A 22,289-nucleotide genomic window follows, 5' to 3' on the forward strand; every position below is an offset into this window, starting at 1 on the left:
AGCAATTCATCGAAAAGAGGAGCGACGCCATGAGTCTCGCCGTCAGATTATCTCCCGTGCCGGAAGTTCTGCGACCGCCGGCCATTCTGGCGCGGCTTTTCGAGGCGTTCCGGCAGCAGGGCGTTGCTTACTGCTGTTGGAAGAATCCGCGCCGCCTGCCCGAAAGCTTCGCCGGACATTCGGACCTCGACCTGCTGATCGCCCGCACGGACCGCACGGCCGGGCTCCAGACGTTTGCAGCGTGCGGCTTCAAGCACGCGCCGGACGCGTCCTGGAATGACGATCCTTGCGTGCTGAGTTTTTTTGGCTTCGACGAGTCCAGCGGCGCGTTGCTGCATGTCCACGCCCATTTTCGTCTGGTCGTCGGTCCGCCGCTTTTCAAGAATCATCGTATTCCCTGCGAAACAGCCTTCCTGTCTCGTGCGCTCATGCTTGAGAATCAGATCCGCGTGCTGTCGCCGGAGGACAGGGCGCTCCTCCTCATCATCCGGGCGCAGTGCGAATTGAGTTGGGCCGATCCGGTCGTCTGGCGACACGGGCGCCGGATCAGGCAGAAATTTCGCGAGGAGTTTTGGGACGTCGCCGCCGACATCAGGCCCGAGCTCTTCCTGAGCGCCGCCACGCAAGTGTTCGGACCGGAACTTGCCCAGGACGTGCTCGCACTGGCCCATACGGCGAAGGCGCCCTTCGCTCCGTTCGGTCTGCGCACGCGGGTCCGAAGCGCGCTGGCGCCCTATCGCAAATGCGGCGGCTTCGAGGCGATGCTCACTCAGGGCTTCCGGGCGATCGACCTGGTGTTCGGGGTGCTCAATCGCAAGCTTTTGCAGACCCCACGCACATGGCGACGTCGCGCGCCCGGGGGAGGCGTCGTGATCGCTTTCGTCGGCGTGGACGGATCGGGCAAGAGCACCGCGGCGGCGACGGTGCGCCAGTGGCTGGGCGGCGAAATCGACGTGCTGCGCCAATATTTCGGAACGGGCGATGGCGCGCCATCGCTGGTGCTGGCGCCGTTCAAGCTGCTCGCCCGCGCCATTTCGCCCTTCATCAAAACCAAGCCGAAAGGCGCGTCGCACGGCACAATTTCGGATCGCGCGCCGGGCCCGCTCTACTCGGCGCTTTTCATGGTTTGGGCGCTCGCGGTCGCCTTGGACAAGCGACAAAAGCTCAAGAGCGTCCAACGCGCGATTCGCCGGGGTTTTGTGGTCGTCACGGACCGCTATCCGCAAAACGAGGATCCGAAGTTCAACGACGGGCCGCTGTTGCCGCGTTTGCCGCTCGTTCCCGAATGGCTTCGTCGCTTCGAAGCGTCAGTCTACGAGCAAGCGCGCCGAACGCCGCCCGATCTTGTCGTCAAATTGCTGGTCGGACCGGAAACGGTGATGCGCCGAGAGCCCGACATGAACGTCACCGTCATCAAGGAGCGGCTCGCATGTGTCGAAACCCTGCGGTTCCAGGGTGCGAGGCTCGTCGCCATCGACGCCAAGGCCTCGCTCGCTGAAGTCACCCTGGCGGTGAAGCGCGCCGTGTGGAGCATCATTTGACGAGGCCTTTCGTGATCGTCGAGTTCTTTGGACCGCCCGGGGCTGGCAAGACGACGCTTTCACTGGCGTTGGCCAAGAGCTTGAGCGAAGACAGCCGCAGGGCGGTCTTGCGCTTGAGCGCAAGGCCAGGCGAACAGGGAGGCTTCAACGAAACGCCCCACCCGTTCAACGCCGCGGCCTACCGGCTCATGAAGCCGATTGTCGAACTGATCCTCGGCGCGACCAAGCAACCGGGTCTCCTGGCGAACAACAGCATCGCCGCCGTCCTTTCGGCGGCGCTGCCGCCGGGGCACATCGTACGCTCCCTACGGATGCGGCAATATCTGGTGCGACTCTCGCGAAGCTGGACGCAGTCCATGAGGAGCGGAGATATCCATATTTTTGACCAGGGCTATGTCCAGGCGGTTGCGACCATCATGATGGCGCAACCCAATCTTACCGACGCAAACCTCAGGGAATTGTTGAACGTGATTCCTGCGGCTGATCTTGCGATCGGAATCGAGGCGACGGCCTCCGAAATCGATGCGCGTCTGGATCGCCGCCGGCGCGCCATAGGGGGCGTCGGGCGTTTTTTCGAGGAACCGCCGGTTGGCGTCGAAAAGCAGAATGAGATCGCCGCGCGGATTGCGGAACACTTGCCGCGCTGCGGTCATCGGACGCTCTTGCTGCGGTCGGAGACTGGAGCGTTGGAAGAAAACGCGCAGACCGCCAAGCGGGCGATTCTCTCCTTGCCCGTCGCCGCGCGGGCTGCTGGATAGGGAGAAGCAAGCCAATGCTGGAGCACGGATGGAGGTTCATGGCCAAGGTTGTCGTCTTGAGCGCGACCGCGCTCCTGACTTCGGGATCGAGCCTGGCGCCTTATCAGCCAAGACCTTCGCTTCATTTCGCCTCCAACGGCAATTTCGATGAAGCCGGTCGTTTCGCGCCGAAGGACTTTGGTTTCAACATCGCCGATGTCGCCAGCGCCGAAATGCTGGATGCGCTGCCCGACGGCGTCTTCGGCATGATTTGGGCGGGTCGTTGCGAGGGACCCGATGCGCGGTTTCAGGAGACCGTGATGTCCGTCATTCAGCATCCCAAGCTCTTTGGTTTCTATCTCGCCGACGATCCCGATCCGTCGGGACGATGGCGCAAGACATGTCCGCCTGAAAACCTGAGGTCCGAGTCGGACTGGATTCACGCGCGGCGGCCCGACGCCTTGACCTTTGTCGCGCTCATGAACCTTGGCGACGAGGCCAAACCCCGGTTTCATCCGGAGCTTCGCCCGGAAAACACTCATGTCGATCTCTATGGAATATCGCCCTATCCGTGCCGACGCGATTGGCCGGAATGCGATTTCACGATGATCGACCGGTTTGTCGACGCGGCGCTGGCAGCCGGGATTCCGAATTCCGCGATCGTGCCTGTCTACCAGACGTTTGGGGGCGGGAGCTGGACGGCGAAGGGGGGAGGCTATCGGATGCCGAACGCCGCGGAATTGCGCGAGATGCTTGTGGCGTGGCGCCGGCGCGCGCCGAATCCGCGATTTGATTATGCCTATTCCTGGGGGACGCAGAAAGGCGACGTCGCGTTGAGCGTATCGAGTTCGCTGCGCGAGGTGTTCAAGCAGTTCAACGGGAACTGAACGTTCAGGGCGTCAGGGCGCGTTGATCTGCATGGACGGACGTCGCCGGTTTGCGCCGCACGTGATCGCCTCGCGTGACCCCAAGGCGAGGGAATATCGTCAGCGCTCACGAAAGATTCGCAGGAGCTGATCGCTGAGCGGCTTGAAGAGATAGCTGAGCATGGTCCGGCTTTCGGTCACGAGCATGACCTCCACGGGCATGCCGGCGATGAGTTTCAGCCCGCCGAGGCGCTCGATGTCTTCGCGCGAGAGCGCAACCCGAACCAGGTAGAAGGTCCCGCCCTGAGCGTCGCGCTCCGCGTCGGGCGAGATGAAGGCGACGCGGCCCGAAATTTCGGGAGTGGTGCGCTGGTTGAAGGCGGGGAAGCGCGCCTGCGCCGTCTGGCCCAGATGCGCCTGGTCGATGTCGCGCGGCGACAGTTTCGCCTCGACCAGAAGGTCGTCGTGTTCGGGCGTGATCTCCGCCAAAACCTCGCCCGGCGCCGCCACGCCGCCGAGCGTGTGCACGGCGAGTTGATGCACCACGCCCGAGGCTGGCGCGCGTATGTCGAGCCGCGTGAACAGGTCGCGCGCGGCGACGGCGCGCTCTGTCAATTCGGCTTCCCGGTCCTGGGATTCGCGCAGGTCTTTCATCACTTCGGCGCGAAAATCCTGATCGAGACGCGACGCCTGCAATCGGGCCTCATCGATCTTCCCCCGCGTCTCCGCCGCGTTCGAAACCAGTTGCCCCTGCACGCCGTCGAGTCTCGCCGTCTCGCGTTGCAGGGCGGTGAGGCGCGCAAGCGGAACGAGTTGCTTTTGGTAGAGTGTTGAGACGCCTTTAAGTTCGGTCTCGATCAGGGCCCGCTGCGCCGCCTGCGACTGCATCTGCGCATCGAGTCCGCGCAGCTCCTCTTCAAGCTGTCCGATTCGCCCGACCAGCAGGTCCTTCTGACCGACGCGCGCGGTTTTTCGTGCGGCGAACAGGTTTTTTTCCGCAGCGACGATGGCGGCGTCTGCGTCGGAGATCGACGCGGGCATATCCTGACCGTCGCGTTCGGCCAGCAGCCGCGCGATGCGCGCGCGCATGGCGTCGAGCTGGCCGACCACCACCTGGAGATTCGCCTTGGCGGCGGTATCGTCGAGGCGAATGAGGGGCGCGCCCGTCTCGACCCTGTCGCCGTCATGAGCGTCGATCCGCGCGACGACGCCGCCGGTGGGATGTTGCACCTTCTTCACATGCGATTCCGAAACCAGCGCGCCCTGAAGGATGACGGCGCCCGACAGCGGCGCGAAGCCGCCCCAACCGCCGACCAGCAGCGCGCCCGCCACGATGATCCGCAATCCCGCGCGCAACTCCTGATGGCAGGTGGCTTCGAGTTTGCGCGCAAGCTCGCCTCCGGTCGCGGCGGATGTGATCGGGCGCTTGGGCTCCGCCGGCGGAGCCATCCGCCGGGCGGGCGTCGGAAGCACGGGCGGCAAGTGCGAAACGCGGTTCATGCCGCTCCTCTTTGAGCCATGTCGGAAACCGCCCCTTGCGCCGCCGCGTGAGCGCGCGCCAAGGCGCCCAAGACCTGATCGCGCGGGCCGAAGGCCTGCATGCGTCCATCGACCAGCACCATGGTCATGTCGAGCGCCTGCAACGCATTGGGGCGATGCGAGACGACCACCACAATGCAATTGCGCTTGCGCAGCGCGAGAATGGCGCCGGTCAGCGCGGCCTCGCCGGCGGCGTCGAGATTGGCGTTGGGCTCGTCGAGCACCACGAGGAAGGGCTCGCCGAAAATCGCCCGCGCCAGACCGATGCGCTGACGCTGTCCCGCCGACAGGGACGCGCCGCCCTCGCCGATGCGTGTCGCGTAGCCCTGCGGCAGGCGCAAAATCATCTCATGCGCGCCCGCGACATTGGCCGCGTCGATGATCTGCTCAGGCGTCGCAGATTCGTCGAAGCGCGCAATGTTCTCCGCCACCGTGCCATCGAACAGGGCCACGTCCTGCGGAAGGTAGCCCAGGCTCCGGCCGAGGTCGTCGGGCGCCCATTGGTCGAGCGCGGCGCCGTCGAGCCGCACCGCCCCGCCGAGCGCGGGCCAAAGGCCGACAAGCGCCTTGGCGAGGGTCGATTTTCCGGAGGCGCTGGGGCCGAGCAGCGCCAGACCCATGCCGGCATGGAGCGAAAACGACACGCCGGAGACGGTGGCGCGCCCCGTTCCTGGCGGCCCGACCGCGAGGGCCTCCACCGCGAGTTCGCGCGTCGGCGCGGGCAGGCGCAGGGCCGAAGTCACGCTCGTCGTCGCGCGCAAAATGTCGCGCAGACGACTCACCGCCTGACGCGCGGCGACCATCTGCCGCCAGGTTCCCAACGCCACCTCGACAGGCGCCAGCGCCCGGCCCATCATGATCGATGAGGCGATCATGACGCCGCCCGACGCCTGCTCATTGACGACGAGAAAGGCGCCGACGCCGAGCATGGCCGATTGCAATACGAAGCGCAGCATTTTGGCGACGGCGCCGAGATTGGCCTGCACGTCCATGGCGCGCAGATTTTCCTCGAGAAAATGCTCGTTGATCGCGGACCAGCGGGCGGTGAGGCGGCGCGTCATGCCGAGCGCGCGGATCGCCTCGGCGTTGACGCGCGTGGCGTCGGCGAGCACCTGTCTTTGCGCGGCGCGCTCGGTGGCGGCCAGCGCCGGCGCGCGGCTCTGGCGCTCGGTGATCAGGGTCATGGCGACGAGAACGGCGCCGCCAAGCAGCGCGACGGCGCCGATGACGGGATGGAACACGAACAGGGCTATCAGGAAAATCGGCGTCCACGGCATGTCGAGAAAGGCGGTCGGCCCCATGCCGGCGAGAAAGGCGCGGATCTGGTCGAGATCGCGCAGCGGTTGTTGGGCGACGATGGGACGGACGCCCCGGAGCGGCAACGAGGCCAGCGCGCGATGGATCGGCTCCTGCAAGGACACGTCAAACAACGCGGCGGAGCGCGCCAGCATGCGCGCGCGCAGCGCGTCGAAATAGGCCTGCGCGAGATAGGCGGCGAGCGCCAGCCCGGACAGGCCGAGCAGAGTTCCGACGCTGCGGCTCGGAATCACGCGGTCATAGACCTGCAACATGTAGATCGAGCCGGAAAGCATGAGCAGGTTGACGACGCCGCTGAACAGCGCGACGCCGCCGAACCGCTGGACGCTGGCGCGCAAGCCGGCGCCGACAGGGTCTTCCGCTTCGGTTTCGCTCATTGCGGCCTATTGCGTTGATGTGGGTTCATGGGGGCGAGCGCCGCGTCCCGAAGGCCGCGGCGCGAGGTCGCATTTTGCAGGCGATCAGCCCCAGAAATGGCCAAAATGATGTTGGGCCACATCGACGGCTTGATGATGCTGAACGTCCACGGGCAAGGGATCAGCGGGACCGCCGGCATGGGCTGCGCCGTTTACCGGGCCGCCGGCGGGGTTGCCCGCGTTCGCGGCGCCGCCCGCCGCGGCCACGCTTCCGGCGTTCGCCGCGCCACCCGCAGGTGCCGCTCCCGCCGCCGCCAGGTCGGGCGCGGCCGTCGTCGGCGCGGTGGTCTTGTTGAGCGCGTCGGCCACGGTCAGGCCGGCCGTGTTGTAGGTTCCGCCATTGACCGGGACATTGTTGCTGGAGACGTCGGCGGCATTGGCCATCATCTGGTCGGCCCCCGCCTTCACCTCGGCGGCGGCGCCAGTCTGCAGGCCGTGGATGATCGCGTTGACTTCGGCGCCCGTGGTGCTCTTGTTGGCGAGCAATTCGTTGTCGAAGCGCGCCGAGAAGATGCCGCCCTGGGCATGGTCGAAAGTCTCGGTGTTGGTTTCGAAATTCTGCAGCTTGGTCACCAGCGCGTTGATGGCGGCTGTGTCGTGAGAGCCGATCAGCGCCGTCGCCTGTTGGGCCAGCGAATTGGAGCTGGCGACAAAACCGGCCCAGAAATTGGTCTGTGCGGCGTTGTCCTGGTAGGGCGTGGTGGCTTTCAGCGGGTCGGGCGTCATCGCCCAGCCGTTTCCGGCGTGTTGCGCCAGAACCGAATCGCCCTGAATGATGTCGACGATGTCCAGCAGGTTGTCCTGGGCTCCGCGTGCCGAGATCGACGAGGAGCCGGCGGCGTTATTATAGTCCTTTTCCAGTTCGAGCTGGTTGACGATGGTGTTGAGGTGCACGGTCGCCAGGGCGCCGGCGTCGCCTTGCAGATATTGCTGGTGACCGGCGACCAGTTGCTTCAGGTCGGCCTGAATGCCGCTGATTTCCGCGTTGAGCCCCGGCGCCGTCGTGGCGTTGACGCCGCCGTAGGATTTGGCGACGACGTCGTTGAACAAGGCGCCGATCTGCGCAAGCGTCGTGTGCGGCGCGTGGGCGGAGTCGGCCAGCGCGGTCGGAACCTGGGTGACGCCGGCCTGGGCCAGCGCGGGATCCGCCGCGACTTGCGCGAGAATATCCATATGCGCCGTCTGCAGCATGTGCTGCGCGGCGGCGACGCCCGCGCCGTTCCCGATCGTGTTGGGAGCGGCGTTCAAGGCGTTGCTGATGTCCGTGAGAATCGCCGTGACATGGGCGTCGGGTGTGGCGACGCTCTTGAGTTCGGTCTGGATGACGGTCAGGTCGTTCTGATAGCGCGCCAGCGAGCCGGCGCCCTGGTTGCCTTCATTGCCCGTTTGCGACCACAAGCCGCCGTAAAGCGCGCGCGAGGCGTCGTTGAGTTCGCCCGTCAGCTTCGCGAATCCTGCATCGCCAACAGCCGCGCCCGCATCGGCCGCTCCGCCGGCCCCGCCGCCATTCGCCGCGCCAGGGACTTGGAAGTGGCCGCCATTGAATAATCCGCCCGATTGGACGGCGCCGCCGCCAAAATTGCCCGCCGCCGCATGAAGCTGTCCGGCGAGACCGCCCTGGTTGAAATTGGCCATTCGTCATTCCTCCACATCAATTTTTGGACGCCGGTCGCGCCGGAGTCGGGTTGGCGCGCTCGAAAGCGCGTTGCTCTTGCGCCTTGCTTCAGGCGGTCGCGCGCTTGTCGTCGGACCGCCGCAGCAATTGCAGCGGAGACACGATGGCGCGCGAAAACGCGTCCCAAAAACCGTCGCCGGCGTTATGTGCGGGGACAAAGGGATCGGAATGGCAGGTTGCGCCCGACGCCCGGGCGATTGCGCCGACCGCCTCGACCATGCGCGGCGCGCCGCAGGCATAGACGATGTCATGGGACGACAGCGCCGGGATAAAATCGACCGGGCTGCCCGCCGGCAAATCGGGGTGGCGGCGGTCCGCGTGGCGCAGCACCGAAATCACCTGCGTTTTCGGAAAGGCGACCAGCCGCCACAGCGCCGGCGCCATGTAGAAATCCGCGACAGAGCCCGCGCCGACCACCACCACAATCTCGCGGTCCGGCATTTCGCACAGCGCCGCATGGGCGATCGACCAGATCGGCGCGAAGCCCGCGCCGCTCGCCACCAGAACCAGGCGATTGGTCTGGCCAGGGCGCAGCCAGGCCGAACCATAGGGGCCCACGACCTTCGCCTTGTGGCCGGGACGGATGCTTTGACCCAGCGCCGAGGACACCCGTCCGTCACGGACGCGCTTGATCTGCAGGCGGATCGTTCCGCGCTCCACCGGGCCTTCGAGCGGCGCGGTCGGGCTGTAGCAGCGCGCGGGGAAGCCGGCGAATTTGACCTGCACATATTGGCCGGGCAACATTTCGAAAAACCCCTTCACCGCGAGCGTCACTTCGGTGATATCGACGGAAAGGTCGCGAAGCGCCTTCACCGTCGCCCCAAACGTTTCGACCGGCGGCGTCTCCTCGACGATGATTTCGAGATCGGACATGACCTTCGCCTGGCAGGCGAGAACAGCGCCCGGCGAATCGGTTTCGCCGCCTTCGACCGAACCCGACGACAAGGTGCAGCGGCAACTGCCGCAGGTCCCGGAGCGGCAGTCATGCGGCATGTCGATGCCGTTCATGAGCGCGGCGTCGAGGAGATTTTCGCCCGGTTTTGCGCGAAACGATCCCATCTCGCCGATCGAAACCTGAAAAGTCTTCATCGCTGCATCTCCAGTTTGAAGGGCCTGATGTGGCGGGTGTGGTTGGCGGGCGTGTGGTCGAATACGCCGACCCACATAAAGGTCTGATCGCCGAGGACGATGTCGTCGTCCTGCTTCGTGTCGAGCTTGCGCTGCGCCAGCAGCGTCCAGCGGCCGGCGGCCCAGCGCGCCGTGCAAAACACGTCGGAGGGTTTTGCACGCGGCGGGGTCGCAATCATGCCGGGGATGATGGCGCCGACCGGAATGCGCGCATCCATGTCCGCCGTGTAGGGCGTCGACTCGTCTTCGCGCATCGCCCAGCGCGCGTTTTCCTGATCGCCATGATCCGGGTCGAGATCAACGGCGCCCATGGCCTCGCGCGTCGCGGCGAGATCGCGCGGCAGACGCAGGGGCTGCGCCTCCGCCGAGGGGTCGCGCGGCAATTGCTGGGCGACGTTCTCATAGGCGACCGCCTGCTCGGGCTTGGACGCATAGCCGCCCTTGTACGGCGCCTCGCCATGCCGCTCCGCCTGGGACGGCCGGGTCGCGGGTCCCACGCGGTTGTTCTCGCAGCGGCCCGACTCGATCCCCGAGGCGCGCCACAGCCAAACATTCACGCTGCCGCCGTCCTCGGTATAGTGCAGCCCGCGTCCGGACGACGATTCCGGCTTGTCGGGCAGCGGCTTCTTGCCGGGATGAAAGGCGCCGGGGCCGAACGGCTTTTCGACATTGGCGAGCATGAAGGCGAACTTGTCTTCGTTGAGCGCGCCCTCGAAATTGGCCTGTTCCGCGCGCAGATCGTCGGAGCGCAGCGCGACGTTTTGCAGGCGCGCCCGCCGTTCGCCGCGCGATTCGGAGAACAGCGCGCGCCAACCGTTCTCCGTCTTGATCAGCGGCGCGTGCTTGAGCGAGCGGGTCGGGTCTTCCCAGGTGAAGGCGAAATAGATCGTGTCCTCGTCGTGGAGCGCGCGAATCTCCACCAGCGAGGCGCCGGAGCCGTCGAGGTTCACGCCCTGGTTGGTGTGAATGGCGAGCGACGGCGCATCGCGCCACGCGGACGCCCAAAGGTCCGGGCCGAGCGGCGCGGCGGCGGCCTTGTCAATGCGCTGGACATGGAGGACGTCGCGCGACGCCCGGTCGGCATAGAGATAGCCACCGCCGGCCAGACCGCCGATCAGCGCGCTCAGCAAAAAGACCAGCGCGCCGCCGAGCGGCGCCGGCCCAGAGGCGGCGACGGGAATTTGCGTCGGACGCAGGATGCGCAGCGCCTGCGTGAAACCGCCCATCGCCAGATGCGTCAGCACATGCGCGACGGCATAGCCGAGGATCGCCCAGGTCGCCCAAAGGTGCAACTGGCAGAGCGCGCCGCCATGGCCGCGATGCAGCAGGACGCCGGTGACGATCTGCGAGACAAGGCAAAGGAAGAACAGCCAGTAGAGCAGGACGTTGACGGCGCTCCAGCGCGCGGCGCCCGGGCTTTTGAGGGCGGCGAGCCGCGCCCGGTCAAGGGCGACGCGTCTGAGCAGCCCCGCATTGCGCAGGTAGAACAGGTAGGCGACCGCGAGACCCATCAGACCGACGCCCGCGGCGATGTGAATGATCCAGAGTCGTGAGACGGGGAGATACGGGGCGATGGCGTCGAGATAGCCAGTGTCGGGCATGTCCACGGCGAAGCGCAGCCCGGTCAAGACGCTGAGCGCAAGACAGATGACGAGCGACCAGTGGAGCACGACCGTGCCGGCGTCCGTTCGTTTCGTCTTCTTGTATCTGAACTGCATTCCGGCGGCGCCTCCCTCGACGGGCGCGCGGAAATGCGCGCCAGCCCGGAAGACCCGCCACATTCCGACGCGCTGTGGTTACGCCCACGTTTGGCGTCCTGTTTGGCTAAAGAGCTAATATGGCTAGATAAAGATGAGAGACTGGCGCCAAAAAGGCACAGTCAACATCGGAATGCGCGCGGAAGATGAAACGGCTTTTCACACCGCGCGCGCGATCGGGCTGGTGAATCGTGCGGAGAAGCTGAGCCGGCGCGGACGCAGCGACCCTGGATCTCAGTTCCCGGTTTTCCCGAGCCCATCCGCGCCTGGCGATGCCAAAGTGTACGAAAATGTGATTGTCCGCAAAAGTGCGTTCGGGCGCGAATGGCGCAGAAAGTCGAAGACAGCGATTTCGATGAAAAAGGCCGTCGCATGAGCGACTTCGCGCTCCAAAACGGGCGTCTCGGCGGTTTTCGGCGCCTGTCCGCTCGATTCGGCGGCCTGCGACGCTGCGGCATCGACATCTGCGCTGGCCGAAAAGGCGCAGCGCGCACAGGTTGCGGCTCAAGACTTGAAGCAATTTCGCGGCTTTTTAATCTCGGATGCTATAGCTTTTTTGCGTCTATCGGCGTAAGAAGCGATCAAATCAATGTCACGCGATAATCGATGCAGGCCATATGTATGAGAAGCTGGAATATCTCCTCGCACTAGCCAAAGAAAAGCACTTCGGCCATGCCGCCGAAGCCTGCGGCGTATCACAGCCAAACTTTTCGCTGACCATTAAACAGCTGGAAACCACCCTCGGCGTGACGCTCGTTGATCGCGGCGCGCGCTTCCTCGGTTTCACGCCGGAGGGCCAGCGTGTGCTCGAATGGTCGCGGCGCATCGTCGCCGACACCCGCGCCATGATCGCGGAAGTCGAGGTGATGAAGAACGGGCTGTCAGGCCAGTTGCGGCTGGCGGCGATTCCGACCGCCCTGCCCCTCGTCCTGCGCTTCACCACCAGTTTTTCGGCGCGCTATCCCGGAACGCGGTTCCACATCGCCTCGCACACCTCCAACGAAATCCTGGCGATGCTCGACAATCTCGACGCCGATGTCGGCTTCTCCTATCTCGACAGCGAGCCGATCGGAAAAGCGATGGAGGTCCCGCTCTATAGGGAGCGCCATCACCTGGTCACCGCCGCGGGCAATCCGCTGTCCGACCGCGCCACCGTGACCTGGGAGGAGGTCGCCGGGCTCGAACTGTGCCTGCTCTCCCCGGACATGCAAAACCGCCGGATCATCGACCGCATTTTCGCCGAGGTCGATTGCAAGGTCGATCCGGTGCTGGAGACCGGGTCGATCGTCGTCGTCGTCTCGCATGTGCGCGCCGGTCATTGCGCCACCATCATGCCGAATCTGATGGCCGAGGAACTCGCCCTGCCCGCGAACGTGAAGAAAATCCCCATCGTCGCGCCGGAGGTTTCGAGCCTGGTCGGCCTCGTCGCGCCGCGCCGCGATCCGCAACCGCCGCTGACCGCCGCCTTCATCGCCCACGCCCGCGCCGTGGCCGCCGAACTTGACGCCATAGCCTGAGCAAACCCTTCCGCGCGGAGATCCGTTGGACCTCCGCGCGATCCATCCCGACGCCGGAATGGCGCCGGGACAGTATGGGTCAGCCGCCTGTGCTCCACATGCCGCGATCGAGCGGGATGCGCTCGGCATGGTCGAATGCGTGCCGGCGGGGTTTGGCGCCCATGGCGGCGGCGATGGCCGCCTGCAGCGCGGCCTCGTCGTCCGGTTGTCCGCGCAAGACCGTTTTGAGATCGACCTGCTCGCGCCGGCCCAGGCACAGCACGAGACGGCCGTCGCAGGTCAGCCGCACCCGGTTGCAGGCGTCGCAAAACCCCTTGCTCATCGGCGTGATGAAACCAAGGCGTCCGCCGGTTTCCTCGACCCTGACATAGCGCGCCGGCCCGAAGGCGCGCTCCGGCGCGTCGGTCAGCGTCCAGCGTTTTTGCAGATCGGCGCGGATCTCCGACAGCGGAACGCCGGGCGGCCGGTCGCGCGACACGCCGGGGGTGGGCATGGCCTCGATCAGCGCCAGCCCCATGCCGCGCCCATGGGCGAAGGCGATGAGATCGTCGATGGCGCGATCGTTGACGCCGGCCTGCACCACGGTGTTCAGCCGGACGGCGAGCCCGGCGCGGCGGGCCGCGTAAAGCCCAGCGAGCACGTCGGACAATTTGCCGATCCGGCTCACCCTGGCGAACATGGCCTCGTCGAGCGTGTCGAGCGACACATTGACGCGCGATAGACCGGCGGCCGCGAGGTCCTCCGCCATGTCCGAGAGCAGCGAGCCATTGGTCGTCATGGTGACTTCCTCGAGCCCGCGCCCGAGATGGCGCGACAGCGAGGCCACCAGCGAGACGATCCCGCGCCGCGTCAAAGGCTCGCCGCCTGTCAGACGAATGCGCTTCACGCCCAGGCCGACGAAGGCCGAGGCGATCCGATCGATCTCGTCGAGCGACAACACCTCCTGTTTGGGCAGGAAAGTCGGGTGCTCGGACATGCAATAGGTGCAACGGAAATTGCACCGGTCGGTGACCGAGACGCGCAAATATTCGATCGAACGGGCGAAGCGGTCGACCAGAGGGCCGGCGTGTGAAGCGGACATTGGGAGCTCCCGAAGGTTAGCCCTTCGCGTTGCAGCAGCAGGGGAAATCGGCGACGCGTTCGCCGGTCTTCTCGATGAGAATGCGAATGTCCGGCCCATCGCAGATCGGCTCGCCGATCACCCGATGGCCGTGGCGCACGACCTCGAAGGGGATCGAGCGCAAAGCGGGCGGACAATCCGCGACCACCAGCAACACCTGCCCCGTCTGCATCCGGTCGAGCTGTTCCAGCGTCAGCATCACCGGATGCGGGCAGACTTCTCCGCGCAGGTCGATGGATGCATCGGCGCGCACCGTTTCTTCGATCATGGTCATGGTCAAGCCTCCGAGGTCAAAGGGGTCACGGCGGGGCGCCGCACTGTCTGCAGATAGCGCGCCTCGCGGAACACGACGAAAGCGTAGCAAGCCGCGAGAAAGGCGAAGGTGGCGGCGAGCGCGCCGGTCATGCCGAGGGTTTTGACGAGGTCGATCTCCGGCCAGGCGACGGCGAGCGTCTGCGCCAGGCCCCAATGATCCCACCCATAGGCCAGAACCGTCGCGCCGATCACATTGCCGAGGGCGACCGCGACGAAATGCGTCTGCCCCTCCATGAGGCGGTACATCCAGCCGGTCTCGCAGCCGCCGGCGATGACGATGCCGAGCCCGAACATCACGCCGCCGAACAGCGCGCCGGGGCTCGCCCAATGGATGATCGGGGTCATGCCGCGCGCGATCAGGATCGCGGTGATCACGGTCTGCGCGGCCATGCCGAGGATGATCGCCTTGGCCATGGTGGTGCGCCCGGTCAGCCAGAGATCGCGCAGCGCCGAGGTGAAGCAGATCTGGCCGCGCTGCAGCAGCACGCCGAAGGCGGCCCCGGCGACCATCACGCCGGCGAATTTCGCGTGGCCCAGGTAGAGATTGAGCATCGCCAGCGCCAGCAGGACCGCGACGCCGAACAAGCCGGCGAAGGAGGCGCGCGAGGTCGCGGCCTGCGCAACGACATAGACGGGCGTTTCGCTCAGTTTCGGCGCGCCCCTGAACCATGCGGTCATGACAAGGCGCGAGGCGATCCAGGCGCCGAACGCCGTGCCGACGATGAACAGCCAGGAATGCAGCGAGAATTGCGGCAGGCCGGTGAAGAAGGAGGCGAGGTTGCAGCCCATGGCGAGACGGCTGCCAAAACCCGCCAGCAGGCCGCCGATCAGGCCCTGAACCCAGCGCCTGTGACGCGCGGGCGCGCGAAACTTGAATTCGCGGCTCGCCAGAGCGCTGGTCATCGCGCCCAAGAACATGCCGGCGATCATCCAGCCGTCAGGCCGGTCCCAGGGGTGTCCCTTCAGCGCCACCGCCTTGAAATAGGCCCAGGAGCCGACGTCGACGCCGCAAAGCTGCAGCAGGTTGCCGCCCCAGCGGGTGAACTCGCCGGTGACGGCCCAGAGGCCTCCGGTGAAACCGTAATAGAGCGCCGCGAGCAGGCCGGCGGCGACGAGCGTCGGGGTCGGGCGCCAGTGGCGCGCGAACAGCGCATGGATGGGATGGGTCACGGGATGCTCCTGTGGACTTGGGTCGGCCGCCAGCGCGGGGAGGCTGGCGCTGGCGGCCTTGGGCTCGCGCGCAACGGACGCGCGAGCCGGAGCCGTCATTCCGCGGGGACGACGCTGGACGACGGTTTGGGGGCGGCGGGATGCAGGGGCGTCAGGCCGCCGAGACCCTTGCGATAGATCAGCCAGTAGACCGCGCCGACGAACACGCCGCCGCCGACGATATTGCCGAGCGTGGCGAATTCGAGATTGTGCAGGATCGCCTGGGGCGTGATCGCCGAAGCGTCGAAGCCCGCGGGAACATGTCCGGTGATCACCATCAGCCAGGCCATCGGCAGGAACATCATGTTGGCGATACAGTGCTCGAAGCCCGCCGCGACGAAGGCGGCCACAGGCAGGATCATGCCGAGCATCTTGTCGGAGACGGAACGCCCGGCATAGGCGAGCCACACGCCCAGGCACACCAGGATGTTGCACATGATGCCCTTGAAGAAGATCGTCACGCCGTCCGGCGACACTTTGGACACCGCGAGCTTCAGCATGCCCAGACCGACATTGCCGCCGTTGAGGTCGGGGAAGTGGCACATCCACAACAGGAAGACGAGGCCGAGCGCGCCGACGAGATTGCCGAACCAGACGGTCATCCAGTTCTTGATCACCTCATAGGTCGAGATCTGACGGTTGGCCCAGGCCATGGTCAGCAGGCAATTGCCGGTGAACAGCTCAGCGCCGGCGATCATCACCAGCGCCAGGCCGAGCGAGAACATCAAGCCGCCGACCACACGCTGGGTGGCATAGCCGAGCGTGGGATCGCCGAGCACGATGCAGAAAAACATGCCGCCAAGGCCGATCGATCCGCCGGCGACGATGGCGAGCACGAATTCGGGCAGGAAGGGCATGTGCGCCTTCTTCACGCCGAGCTTTTCGACCTTGTCCTGTATTTCGGCGGGCGAGTAGGCGTCAGAGCCAAACATCTCAGCCATTTTGAATCTCCTGGGAACAGAGCGAGCCTTGTTCGTTTTCAGTCACGCCACCGGGGCGAACCCGGCCGGATCCTCGCCGGCGGCGAGCCGGCGATGGAGGTCCTGGACGCCGGCGCGCACCGCCGGCGTCATGTCTTCGTAAAAGGCGACCCGCGCCGGCTGCACGCCGACGAAGACGATGTCGGGCACATCTTCCGCAAGCGACGCGATCAGGAAGTCGAGCGGGATGGCGTGGGTGTCGATCAGGAATGTGTCGGCCACCTGCGCCGGATCGATGCGGCGAACGGCGCCATGGTCGAGCCCCATGTCGGCGGCGTCGACCAGAAGCAGTTTTGACGGCGCGGCGGCGCGCACGGCATGCATGACATTCTCCGGCGCCGAACCGCCGTCGATCACCGCCCAGCCGGGCGCGGGATCGCGCTCCAGCAGTTCGGCGAGCAACGGGCCGGCGCCGTCGTCGCCCATCATCGCATTGCCGACGGTGAAGACGAGGTTGGTCATGGCTTGACGCGCCCCATCAGATAGATCGCCGGCTCCGCCTCGATGGCCGCGAGGGCGACGATGAAGCGCGAGGCCCATTGCCTTTCCTCGCTGTCGAGCGCGTCGCGAATGCTGTTGAGCGCGCCGCCGAGCAATCTTGTGTGGGTGCGGTCGACGATGATTTCGCCAAAACGCTTCAAGCCGTCGAACTTGCGCCGCGCCTCGCCCGCCGGCAATTTGGCGACGAGGCGGTCGAACAGCGAATCCTCGCAAGCCAGCATCGGGTGGAACGTGTCGATCACGCCGACATGATGGCCGATGGCCAGCGAGTAATAGACGACCTGTTTGGCTTTCTCGGGCACGTCGGAGGCCCGCTCCAGAATCTTGGAGCCGAGCTGGTAGAAGATGACTTCGCTCATGACGCCTGCTCCACCACCATGGCGCGCAACACGGCGCGCAACTGGCCATAGATCTCGACGACGCGCGGGTCGCTCTCCTGCGCGGTCAGCGCGGCGAGGCGCGCCTCGACACTCGCCGGTTCGGGCGCCGCAAGCGCGGCGAGGAACGCCTCCGCGATCACCTTGCCATGGAGATAACCGGCCATTTCGCGGGCGCGGCGCTCGACGGCGACGCGCAGGGCATAGGGGATTTCGGGATGGATCAGCGGGACGCTCTCGCCCTCGCCCTCGACATGATGCGTCTCCTTGAGTTTTTGGTCGAGCAGGCCGAGCGCCATCGCAAAACCGTAGATGGTCGCCTGCGGCGAGGGCGGGCAGCCCGGAATATAGACATCCACCGGCACGATCTGGTCGGTGCCGCCCCACACGCAATAGAGGTCATGGAAGATGCCGCCGGTATTGCCGCAGGCGCCGTAGGACACGACGATCTTCGGCTCCGGCGCGGCCTCATAGGCGCGCAGGCCCGGCATGCGCATCGCCCGCGTCACCGCGCCGGTATAGAGCAGGATGTCGGCGTGGCGCGGCGAGGGCACCACCTTGATGCCGAACCGCTCGGCGTCGAAGATCGGCGTGATCGCAGCAAAGATCTCGATCTCGCAGCCGTTGCAGCCGCCGCAATCGACGCGATAGACATAGACCGAGCGGCCTATGCTTTTCAGCAGGCGCCCCTTCAGCGCCGCGACCTCGTTGGACATGGACAAGCCCTGCGGCTTGATGGTGAGGTCATCGCGAAAAATCGGCGCGTTCATCACAGACACTCCATTTGCCGCACGGGATTGGCCTGCGCCATTTCCTCGACATCGAGGCGGCGCTTGCAGGCGGGGCAGATTTCGGCGTGGGCGCGGATGCGCTCGGCCTCTTTGGGCGTCTCGGCCAGCGCGCCGAGCAGACGGGCGACGTAATCGACCTCTTTCAGGGTGGAGAAGGCCGCGCCGCATGTCCGGCAATAGGCCAGCTTGAAGGTCGCCCTTGTGATCAGGTCGTCCTTGCGCGCCACGGCGAGTTCGAACTCGGTCGTCAGAGCGATCGCATTGGTCGGACACACCTCCTGGCAGCGGCCGCAGAACACGCACTGGCCATAGTTGATCGCCCAGGTGCGCGTCCCCGCCGCGACATCGGTCTTCATCGACAGCGCATTGGCCGGGCACGCGCCGGTGCAGGCCGCGCAGGCGATGCATTTGACCGGATCGTGTTCGGGCTTGCCGCGCGAATCCTTGATGGTCTGCGGCGGCGCGAAGGGATAGAGCGCCGTCGCCTGCCCGGTCCGAAAAATTTCCTTGAGAAGCTTGAACATGGCGCCGCCTCCTTACTTGAGGGGCGAGCTTGTGCGCTCGCGGCAGTAGCGTTCCATCTCCTTGTAGGCGACGGTTTTTGTGGTCGACTTCTTCACATCGACCACGGTGACGCGATCGGTGCAGGAGTAGCAGGGGTCGATGCTCGCCACGATCAGCGGCGCGTCCGAAACCGTATTGCCGCGCAGCATGTGGCGCAGCACCGGCCAGTTGTTGTAGGTCGAAGCGCGGCAGCGCCAGCGATAGAGTTTCTGGTTGTCGCCGAGCATCGACCAGTGGATGTCCTCGCCGCGCGGCGCCTCCGTGAAGCCGAGCGCGAACTTGTAGGGCGTGTAAGTGAAATCCTCGGTGAGGATGGGACCGGCGGGCGTGTCGTTGAGCAGGTTTTCGATGATCGCCATGCTGTCGAACACTTCAGAGACGCGCACCAGCGTGCGCGACAGCACGTCGCAACCGGTCTGCACATTGATCGGCGTGGCGCCCGACAGATAGCCGGCGAACGGGTGGTCGGCGCGGGTGTCGCGGCGAAAACCGCTGCCGCGCAGCACCGGACCGACCGGCGAATGGTCGCGCGCCACTTTGGGGTCGAGCCGGCCGACATTGGTGACGCGGCCGCCAATATTCGGCGTGGACAGCAGGATGTCGACGAGCCGCCGCACCTCGCAGCGCAATTCGCCCAGCGTCTTCAGCGTGGTCAGCTTTTGCTCCGCCAGAATGTCACGCCGCACGCCGCCGATCAGATTCATCGAATAGGTTTTGCGATGACCGGTGAGCATCTCCGCCAGCATCATCGTCTTCTCGCGGACGCGGAAGAACTGCATGAAGCCGGAGTCGAAGCCGACGAAATGGCAGGCGAGGCCGAGGTTGAGCAGATGGCTGTGCAGACGCTCGGTCTCCAGGAGGATCGAGCGGATCGCCTGGCCGCGCTCCGGCACGACAATGCCCAAAGCGTTCTCGACCGAATTGGCGTAGGCGACGGAATGGGCGTAGCCGCAAATGCCGCAGACGCGATCGGCCAGAAACGTCACGTCGTGATAGCCCATCCGCGTCTCGGCGAGCTTTTCCATGCCGCGATGCACGTAGAACATGCGGTAGTCGGCGTCGATAATGTCCTCGCCGTCGACGAACAGGCGGAAATGGCCGGGCTCGTCGGAGGTGACATGCAGGGGGCCGAGCGGGACGACGGTGGTCTCCTGCTTGGCGTCGTTGATGAACGGATAGTTTTCCGCATCGGTGGTCGGCGCCGGCCGGAAGCGATAGTCCATCGAATCCTTGCGCAGCGGATAGAGGCCGTCCGGCCAGTCGTCGGGCAGGACGAGGCGACGCGCGTCGGGCAGGCCAACCGGCTCTAGCCCGAACATGTCGCGCACCTCGCGCTCGTACCACACCGCGGCGGGGACCAGCGGGGTGACCGCGGGGAATTCCGGCTTGTCCTCGGGCACCTGGGCGTGGATCACCATGTGGCACTTTTCCGCGCCGCCCATGGAGAGCACATAGTAGAGGCCATAGGTCCCGTTCAGGCCGCGCTCGTCATTGCCGGCCATGGTGGAGAACCAGCCGTCATGCACGTAATAGAGCGTGCGCACGGCCTCCGGCAGGGCTTCCAGCTTGACCGTGATGGTGGCCTGGCGGTCGGTCTGCCAGCGCTCTTCGAGCACCGCATGGGGCAGCTTGGCGCGCAGCGCGGCGACATAGGAGGAGCCGATGCGCAGGGGGGTGTGGGCGTTCATTGCTGAGACTCCTGGGACGGGGCTGCGGCGGCGACGGCGGACGAGCGTTCCGCCTTCGCTTCGATCTGCCAGGGCGCCGTGAGCGCCACCGAGGGAGCGCCGGTGACGATCGCCGACGCGTTCTGGATGAGTTGCGCGACCGGCTTGGGCACGGCGACGCCCATGGCGAGCACCAGGCCGAACAGCACGACCATGGGCGCCAGCGCGGCGAAGCCGACATCGCCCTTCGCCAGCCCCTCAGGGCATTTACCGAGCACGGAGCCGGAGATGATCTGGATCAGGCCGCCGACCGTCACGGTGAAGAACAGGGCGCAGATCACCATCAGCCAGATGTGCCCGCCTTTCACGCCCGCGGCGAAGACGAGAAACTCGCTGACGAACACGTTGAAAGGCGGGAAGCCGGCCAGCGCCAGCGCGCCGGCCATGATCAGCAGGCCGCTGATCGGGGCGGAGCGCAGCATGCCCTTGACCGAGCCGAGGTCGCGCACGCCATATTTCATCAGCACATTGCCGGAACCGCAGAACAGCAGCGCCTTGGCGAAACTGTGGTTGATGGCGTGGAGCAGCGCTGCGCCGACGCCCAGCGGGCCGCCGATGCCAAGCCCGAGCGCCATCAAGCCCACATGCTCCACGGAGGAATAGGCGAGTTTGCGCTTCAGATCCTGCTGCACATAGAACAACATGGCGGCGACGGCGATGGACAGGCCGCCGAGCAGCAGGAGCAGCATCTGCGGGAAGTCGGGGCCGACGGCGCGCACGGTCACGGCGTAATAGCGGATCACCGCCAGCAGCGCGCATTTCAGCAGCACGCCGGAGAGCAGCGCGGAGACGGGGCTCGGGGCCTCCGAATGCGCGTCCGGCAGCCAGGCGTGCATGGGGAACAGGCCGACCTTGGTGCCGAACCCGATCAGCGCGAACACGAACACCAGTTTGACGATCGTCGGATCGAGATGCGGCGCCTGTTCGATCAAAGTGGTCCACAGGATCGCGGCGTGATGGTCGCCGGCGACCGCGACGCTGTTGGCATAGGCGAGCACCGCGCCATAGAGGCCGAAGGCGACCCCCACCGTGCAGATGATCACATATTTCCATGCGGCTTCGAGCGACGATTTCTTGCCGTAGATGCCGACCAGGAAGGCCGAACCGAGCGTCGTCGCCTCAATGGCGACCCACATCATGATGATGTTGTTGGCCATCACGCTGAGCAACATCATCGCCAGGAACAGGCTGAACAGGGCGTAATAGAGCTTCGCCCTTTTCACATCCAGCGCGCCCGCATGCAGGTCGTGGCGGATGTAGCTCAAGCTGTAGGCGCCGGTGAGGAAGCCGACGATTCCGATCAGTCCGAGAAAGATCACGCCGAGCGCGTCGACCATGAACCAGTCGTGATAGGCGGACAGAGTCTCGCCGCCGACCACATCGGCCGCGATTTTGAAGGCGACCGCCAGCGCCGAAGCGATGGAGGCGACATGAAGGGTTTCATAGAGCGGCAGCAGGGCGCGCCGCGCCGGCGTGGCGAAGATCAGCGCGGAGGCCGCGAGCGGTCCGCATAGAGCGTAAAGGGGGAGGCTTGAGGACACCATGTCGGTCATCCCTTCAAAGTGGTGAGCGCGCGCGCGTCGAGCGTGTTGAGCTGGCGGAAGATCTGCGTGCCCAGCACGCCCATGACGACGACGGCGAAGATGGCGTCGGTGGCGATGCCGACTTCGACCAGTTCAGGCGCGTTAGGGGCGAGCAGAGCGAGGGTCAGGTGCGAGCCGTTTTCCATCAGGCAATAGCCGAACACCTGCTTCAGGATGTTGCGTTGGGTGACGATGCAGACCAGGCCGAGGAAGAAGTGCGCGAGCGAGATCGCCAGCGCCGGCTTGATGTCCGCCGAACCCGGCAGCGACACGCCGAGCACGACGACGAAGCACAGGATCACCACGGCGGCCGACAGGGCGACGGAGGCCGCCGGCGGCAGGATGCTCTCGGCTTCGAGGTTGGGGTCGACCAGCTTGCCGAAGAATTTCAGCATCACCAGAGGCAGCAGCACAACCTTGGTGACGAAAGCCGTCGCCGACCAGAGGTAGAGCTCATGCGCGCCTTGCAGCCGCGCCAGGACCAGGAAGATCAAGACCAGCAGCAGGGATTGCAGCGAATAGAATTTCGCCGCGCTTTTCGACGTCTTCGCGAGAATGACGCTTTGCGACGTCACGATCAGGAAGCCCGCTAGAGTGTTGACGAGTGCGAAGCTCAACATTTGGACCTC

At 65.7% G+C, this 22,289-nt stretch carries 21 protein-coding genes; 5 read left to right on the forward strand and 16 right to left on the reverse strand.

The window, feature by feature from the left end:
* Window positions 1–29 precede the first annotated feature (29 nt).
* The 3 genes from M2320_RS15740 to M2320_RS15750 are packed head-to-tail and all read left to right on the forward strand — an operon-like array spanning window position 30 to window position 3,165.
* On the forward strand, window positions 30–1,541 hold the full coding sequence (locus M2320_RS15740; protein WP_264598080.1) for a hypothetical protein: 1,512 nt from the start codon (window positions 30–32) through the stop codon (window positions 1,539–1,541).
* Window positions 1,542–1,552: 11 nt separating this feature from the next.
* On the forward strand, window positions 1,553–2,299 hold the full coding sequence (locus tag M2320_RS15745; protein WP_264598081.1) for a hypothetical protein: 747 nt from the start codon (window positions 1,553–1,555) through the stop codon (window positions 2,297–2,299).
* A 38-nt stretch (window positions 2,300–2,337) separates the two neighbouring features.
* Window positions 2,338–3,165, forward strand: coding sequence for a hypothetical protein (locus tag M2320_RS15750; RefSeq protein ID WP_264598082.1), 828 nt, complete (start codon window positions 2,338–2,340; stop codon window positions 3,163–3,165).
* A gap of 99 nt (window positions 3,166–3,264) precedes the next feature.
* Here M2320_RS15750 and M2320_RS15755 read toward each other — a convergent pair whose 3' ends face one another.
* From M2320_RS15755 to M2320_RS15775, 5 genes are all read right to left on the reverse strand, one after another.
* The gene (locus M2320_RS15755; RefSeq protein WP_264598083.1) at window positions 3,265–4,644 is read right to left on the reverse strand and encodes an HlyD family type I secretion periplasmic adaptor subunit; all 1,380 of its coding nucleotides are present in this window, start codon (window positions 4,642–4,644) and stop codon (window positions 3,265–3,267) included.
* Window positions 4,641–6,377: a type I secretion system permease/ATPase gene (locus M2320_RS15760; RefSeq protein ID WP_264598084.1), complete on the reverse strand. Its 1,737-nt coding sequence runs from the start codon at window positions 6,375–6,377 to the stop codon at window positions 4,641–4,643. The genes M2320_RS15755 and M2320_RS15760 overlap by 4 nt, the downstream gene beginning before the upstream one ends.
* An 84-nt stretch (window positions 6,378–6,461) precedes the next feature.
* Entirely contained in the window at window positions 6,462–8,051 is a 1,590-nt protein-coding gene (locus M2320_RS15765; RefSeq protein WP_264598085.1) for a hypothetical protein, read from the reverse strand.
* Window positions 8,052–8,139: 88 nt separating this feature from the next.
* Window positions 8,140–9,180 carry a 2Fe-2S iron-sulfur cluster binding domain-containing protein gene (locus M2320_RS15770; protein WP_264598086.1) on the reverse strand — a complete coding sequence of 347 codons (1,041 nt, stop codon included), beginning with the start codon at window positions 9,178–9,180 and terminating at the stop codon, window positions 8,140–8,142.
* The gene (locus tag M2320_RS15775) at window positions 9,177–10,937 is read right to left on the reverse strand and encodes an ethylbenzene dehydrogenase-related protein (protein ID WP_264598087.1); all 1,761 of its coding nucleotides are present in this window, start codon (window positions 10,935–10,937) and stop codon (window positions 9,177–9,179) included. The genes M2320_RS15770 and M2320_RS15775 overlap by 4 nt, the downstream gene beginning before the upstream one ends.
* A gap of 133 nt (window positions 10,938–11,070) precedes the next feature.
* On the opposite strand from M2320_RS15775, the gene M2320_RS15780 reads away from it, so the two are divergent.
* Entirely contained in the window at window positions 11,071–11,352 is a 282-nt protein-coding gene (locus M2320_RS15780; protein WP_264598088.1) for a hypothetical protein, read from the forward strand.
* 241 nt (window positions 11,353–11,593) lie between these two features.
* The gene (locus tag M2320_RS15785; RefSeq protein ID WP_264598089.1) at window positions 11,594–12,493 is read left to right on the forward strand and encodes a LysR family transcriptional regulator; all 900 of its coding nucleotides are present in this window, start codon (window positions 11,594–11,596) and stop codon (window positions 12,491–12,493) included.
* Window positions 12,494–12,572: 79 nt separating this feature from the next.
* Here M2320_RS15785 and moaA read toward each other — a convergent pair whose 3' ends face one another.
* From moaA to hyfE, 11 genes are all read right to left on the reverse strand, one after another.
* Window positions 12,573–13,574, reverse strand: coding sequence for a GTP 3',8-cyclase MoaA (moaA, locus tag M2320_RS15790; protein ID WP_264598090.1), 1,002 nt, complete (start codon window positions 13,572–13,574; stop codon window positions 12,573–12,575).
* 16 nt (window positions 13,575–13,590) lie between these two features.
* Window positions 13,591–13,887 carry a sulfurtransferase TusA family protein gene (locus M2320_RS15795; protein ID WP_264598091.1) on the reverse strand — a complete coding sequence of 99 codons (297 nt, stop codon included), beginning with the start codon at window positions 13,885–13,887 and terminating at the stop codon, window positions 13,591–13,593.
* A 2-nt stretch (window positions 13,888–13,889) separates the two neighbouring features.
* Window positions 13,890–15,098 carry a selenium metabolism membrane protein YedE/FdhT gene (gene yedE, locus M2320_RS15800; protein ID WP_264598092.1) on the reverse strand — a complete coding sequence of 403 codons (1,209 nt, stop codon included), beginning with the start codon at window positions 15,096–15,098 and terminating at the stop codon, window positions 13,890–13,892.
* A gap of 95 nt (window positions 15,099–15,193) precedes the next feature.
* Window positions 15,194–16,078, reverse strand: coding sequence for a formate/nitrite transporter family protein (locus M2320_RS15805; protein ID WP_264598093.1), 885 nt, complete (start codon window positions 16,076–16,078; stop codon window positions 15,194–15,196).
* Window positions 16,079–16,120: 42 nt separating this feature from the next.
* Window positions 16,121–16,579, reverse strand: a complete 459-nt coding sequence (gene hycI / locus M2320_RS15810) for a hydrogenase maturation peptidase HycI (RefSeq protein ID WP_264598094.1) — start codon at window positions 16,577–16,579, stop codon at window positions 16,121–16,123.
* Window positions 16,576–16,977 (reverse strand): formate hydrogenlyase maturation HycH family protein, encoded by a 402-nt coding sequence (locus M2320_RS15815; protein ID WP_264598095.1) that lies wholly within the window; start codon window positions 16,975–16,977, stop codon window positions 16,576–16,578. Before M2320_RS15815 ends, hycI begins: the two co-directional genes overlap by 4 nt.
* Complete coding sequence (locus M2320_RS15820; protein WP_319801441.1) at window positions 16,974–17,765, reverse strand: NADH-quinone oxidoreductase subunit B family protein; 792 nt, start codon at window positions 17,763–17,765, stop codon at window positions 16,974–16,976. Before M2320_RS15820 ends, M2320_RS15815 begins: the two co-directional genes overlap by 4 nt.
* Window positions 17,765–18,310: a formate hydrogenlyase complex iron-sulfur subunit gene (locus M2320_RS15825; RefSeq protein WP_264598096.1), complete on the reverse strand. Its 546-nt coding sequence runs from the start codon at window positions 18,308–18,310 to the stop codon at window positions 17,765–17,767. The genes M2320_RS15820 and M2320_RS15825 overlap by 1 nt, the downstream gene beginning before the upstream one ends.
* A gap of 12 nt (window positions 18,311–18,322) precedes the next feature.
* The gene (locus tag M2320_RS15830) at window positions 18,323–20,038 is read right to left on the reverse strand and encodes an NADH-quinone oxidoreductase subunit C (protein WP_264598097.1); all 1,716 of its coding nucleotides are present in this window, start codon (window positions 20,036–20,038) and stop codon (window positions 18,323–18,325) included.
* The gene (locus M2320_RS15835; RefSeq protein ID WP_264598098.1) at window positions 20,035–21,621 is read right to left on the reverse strand and encodes a hydrogenase 4 subunit F; all 1,587 of its coding nucleotides are present in this window, start codon (window positions 21,619–21,621) and stop codon (window positions 20,035–20,037) included. Before M2320_RS15835 ends, M2320_RS15830 begins: the two co-directional genes overlap by 4 nt.
* Before the next feature lie 5 nt (window positions 21,622–21,626).
* Window positions 21,627–22,280, reverse strand: coding sequence for a hydrogenase 4 membrane subunit (gene hyfE / locus M2320_RS15840; RefSeq protein ID WP_264598099.1), 654 nt, complete (start codon window positions 22,278–22,280; stop codon window positions 21,627–21,629).
* Window positions 22,281–22,289: the final 9 nt, after the last annotated feature.

The organism is Rhodoblastus acidophilus, from assembly GCF_025961575.1.
GTDB classification, from domain to species: domain Bacteria; phylum Pseudomonadota; class Alphaproteobacteria; order Rhizobiales; family Beijerinckiaceae; genus Rhodoblastus; species Rhodoblastus acidophilus_C.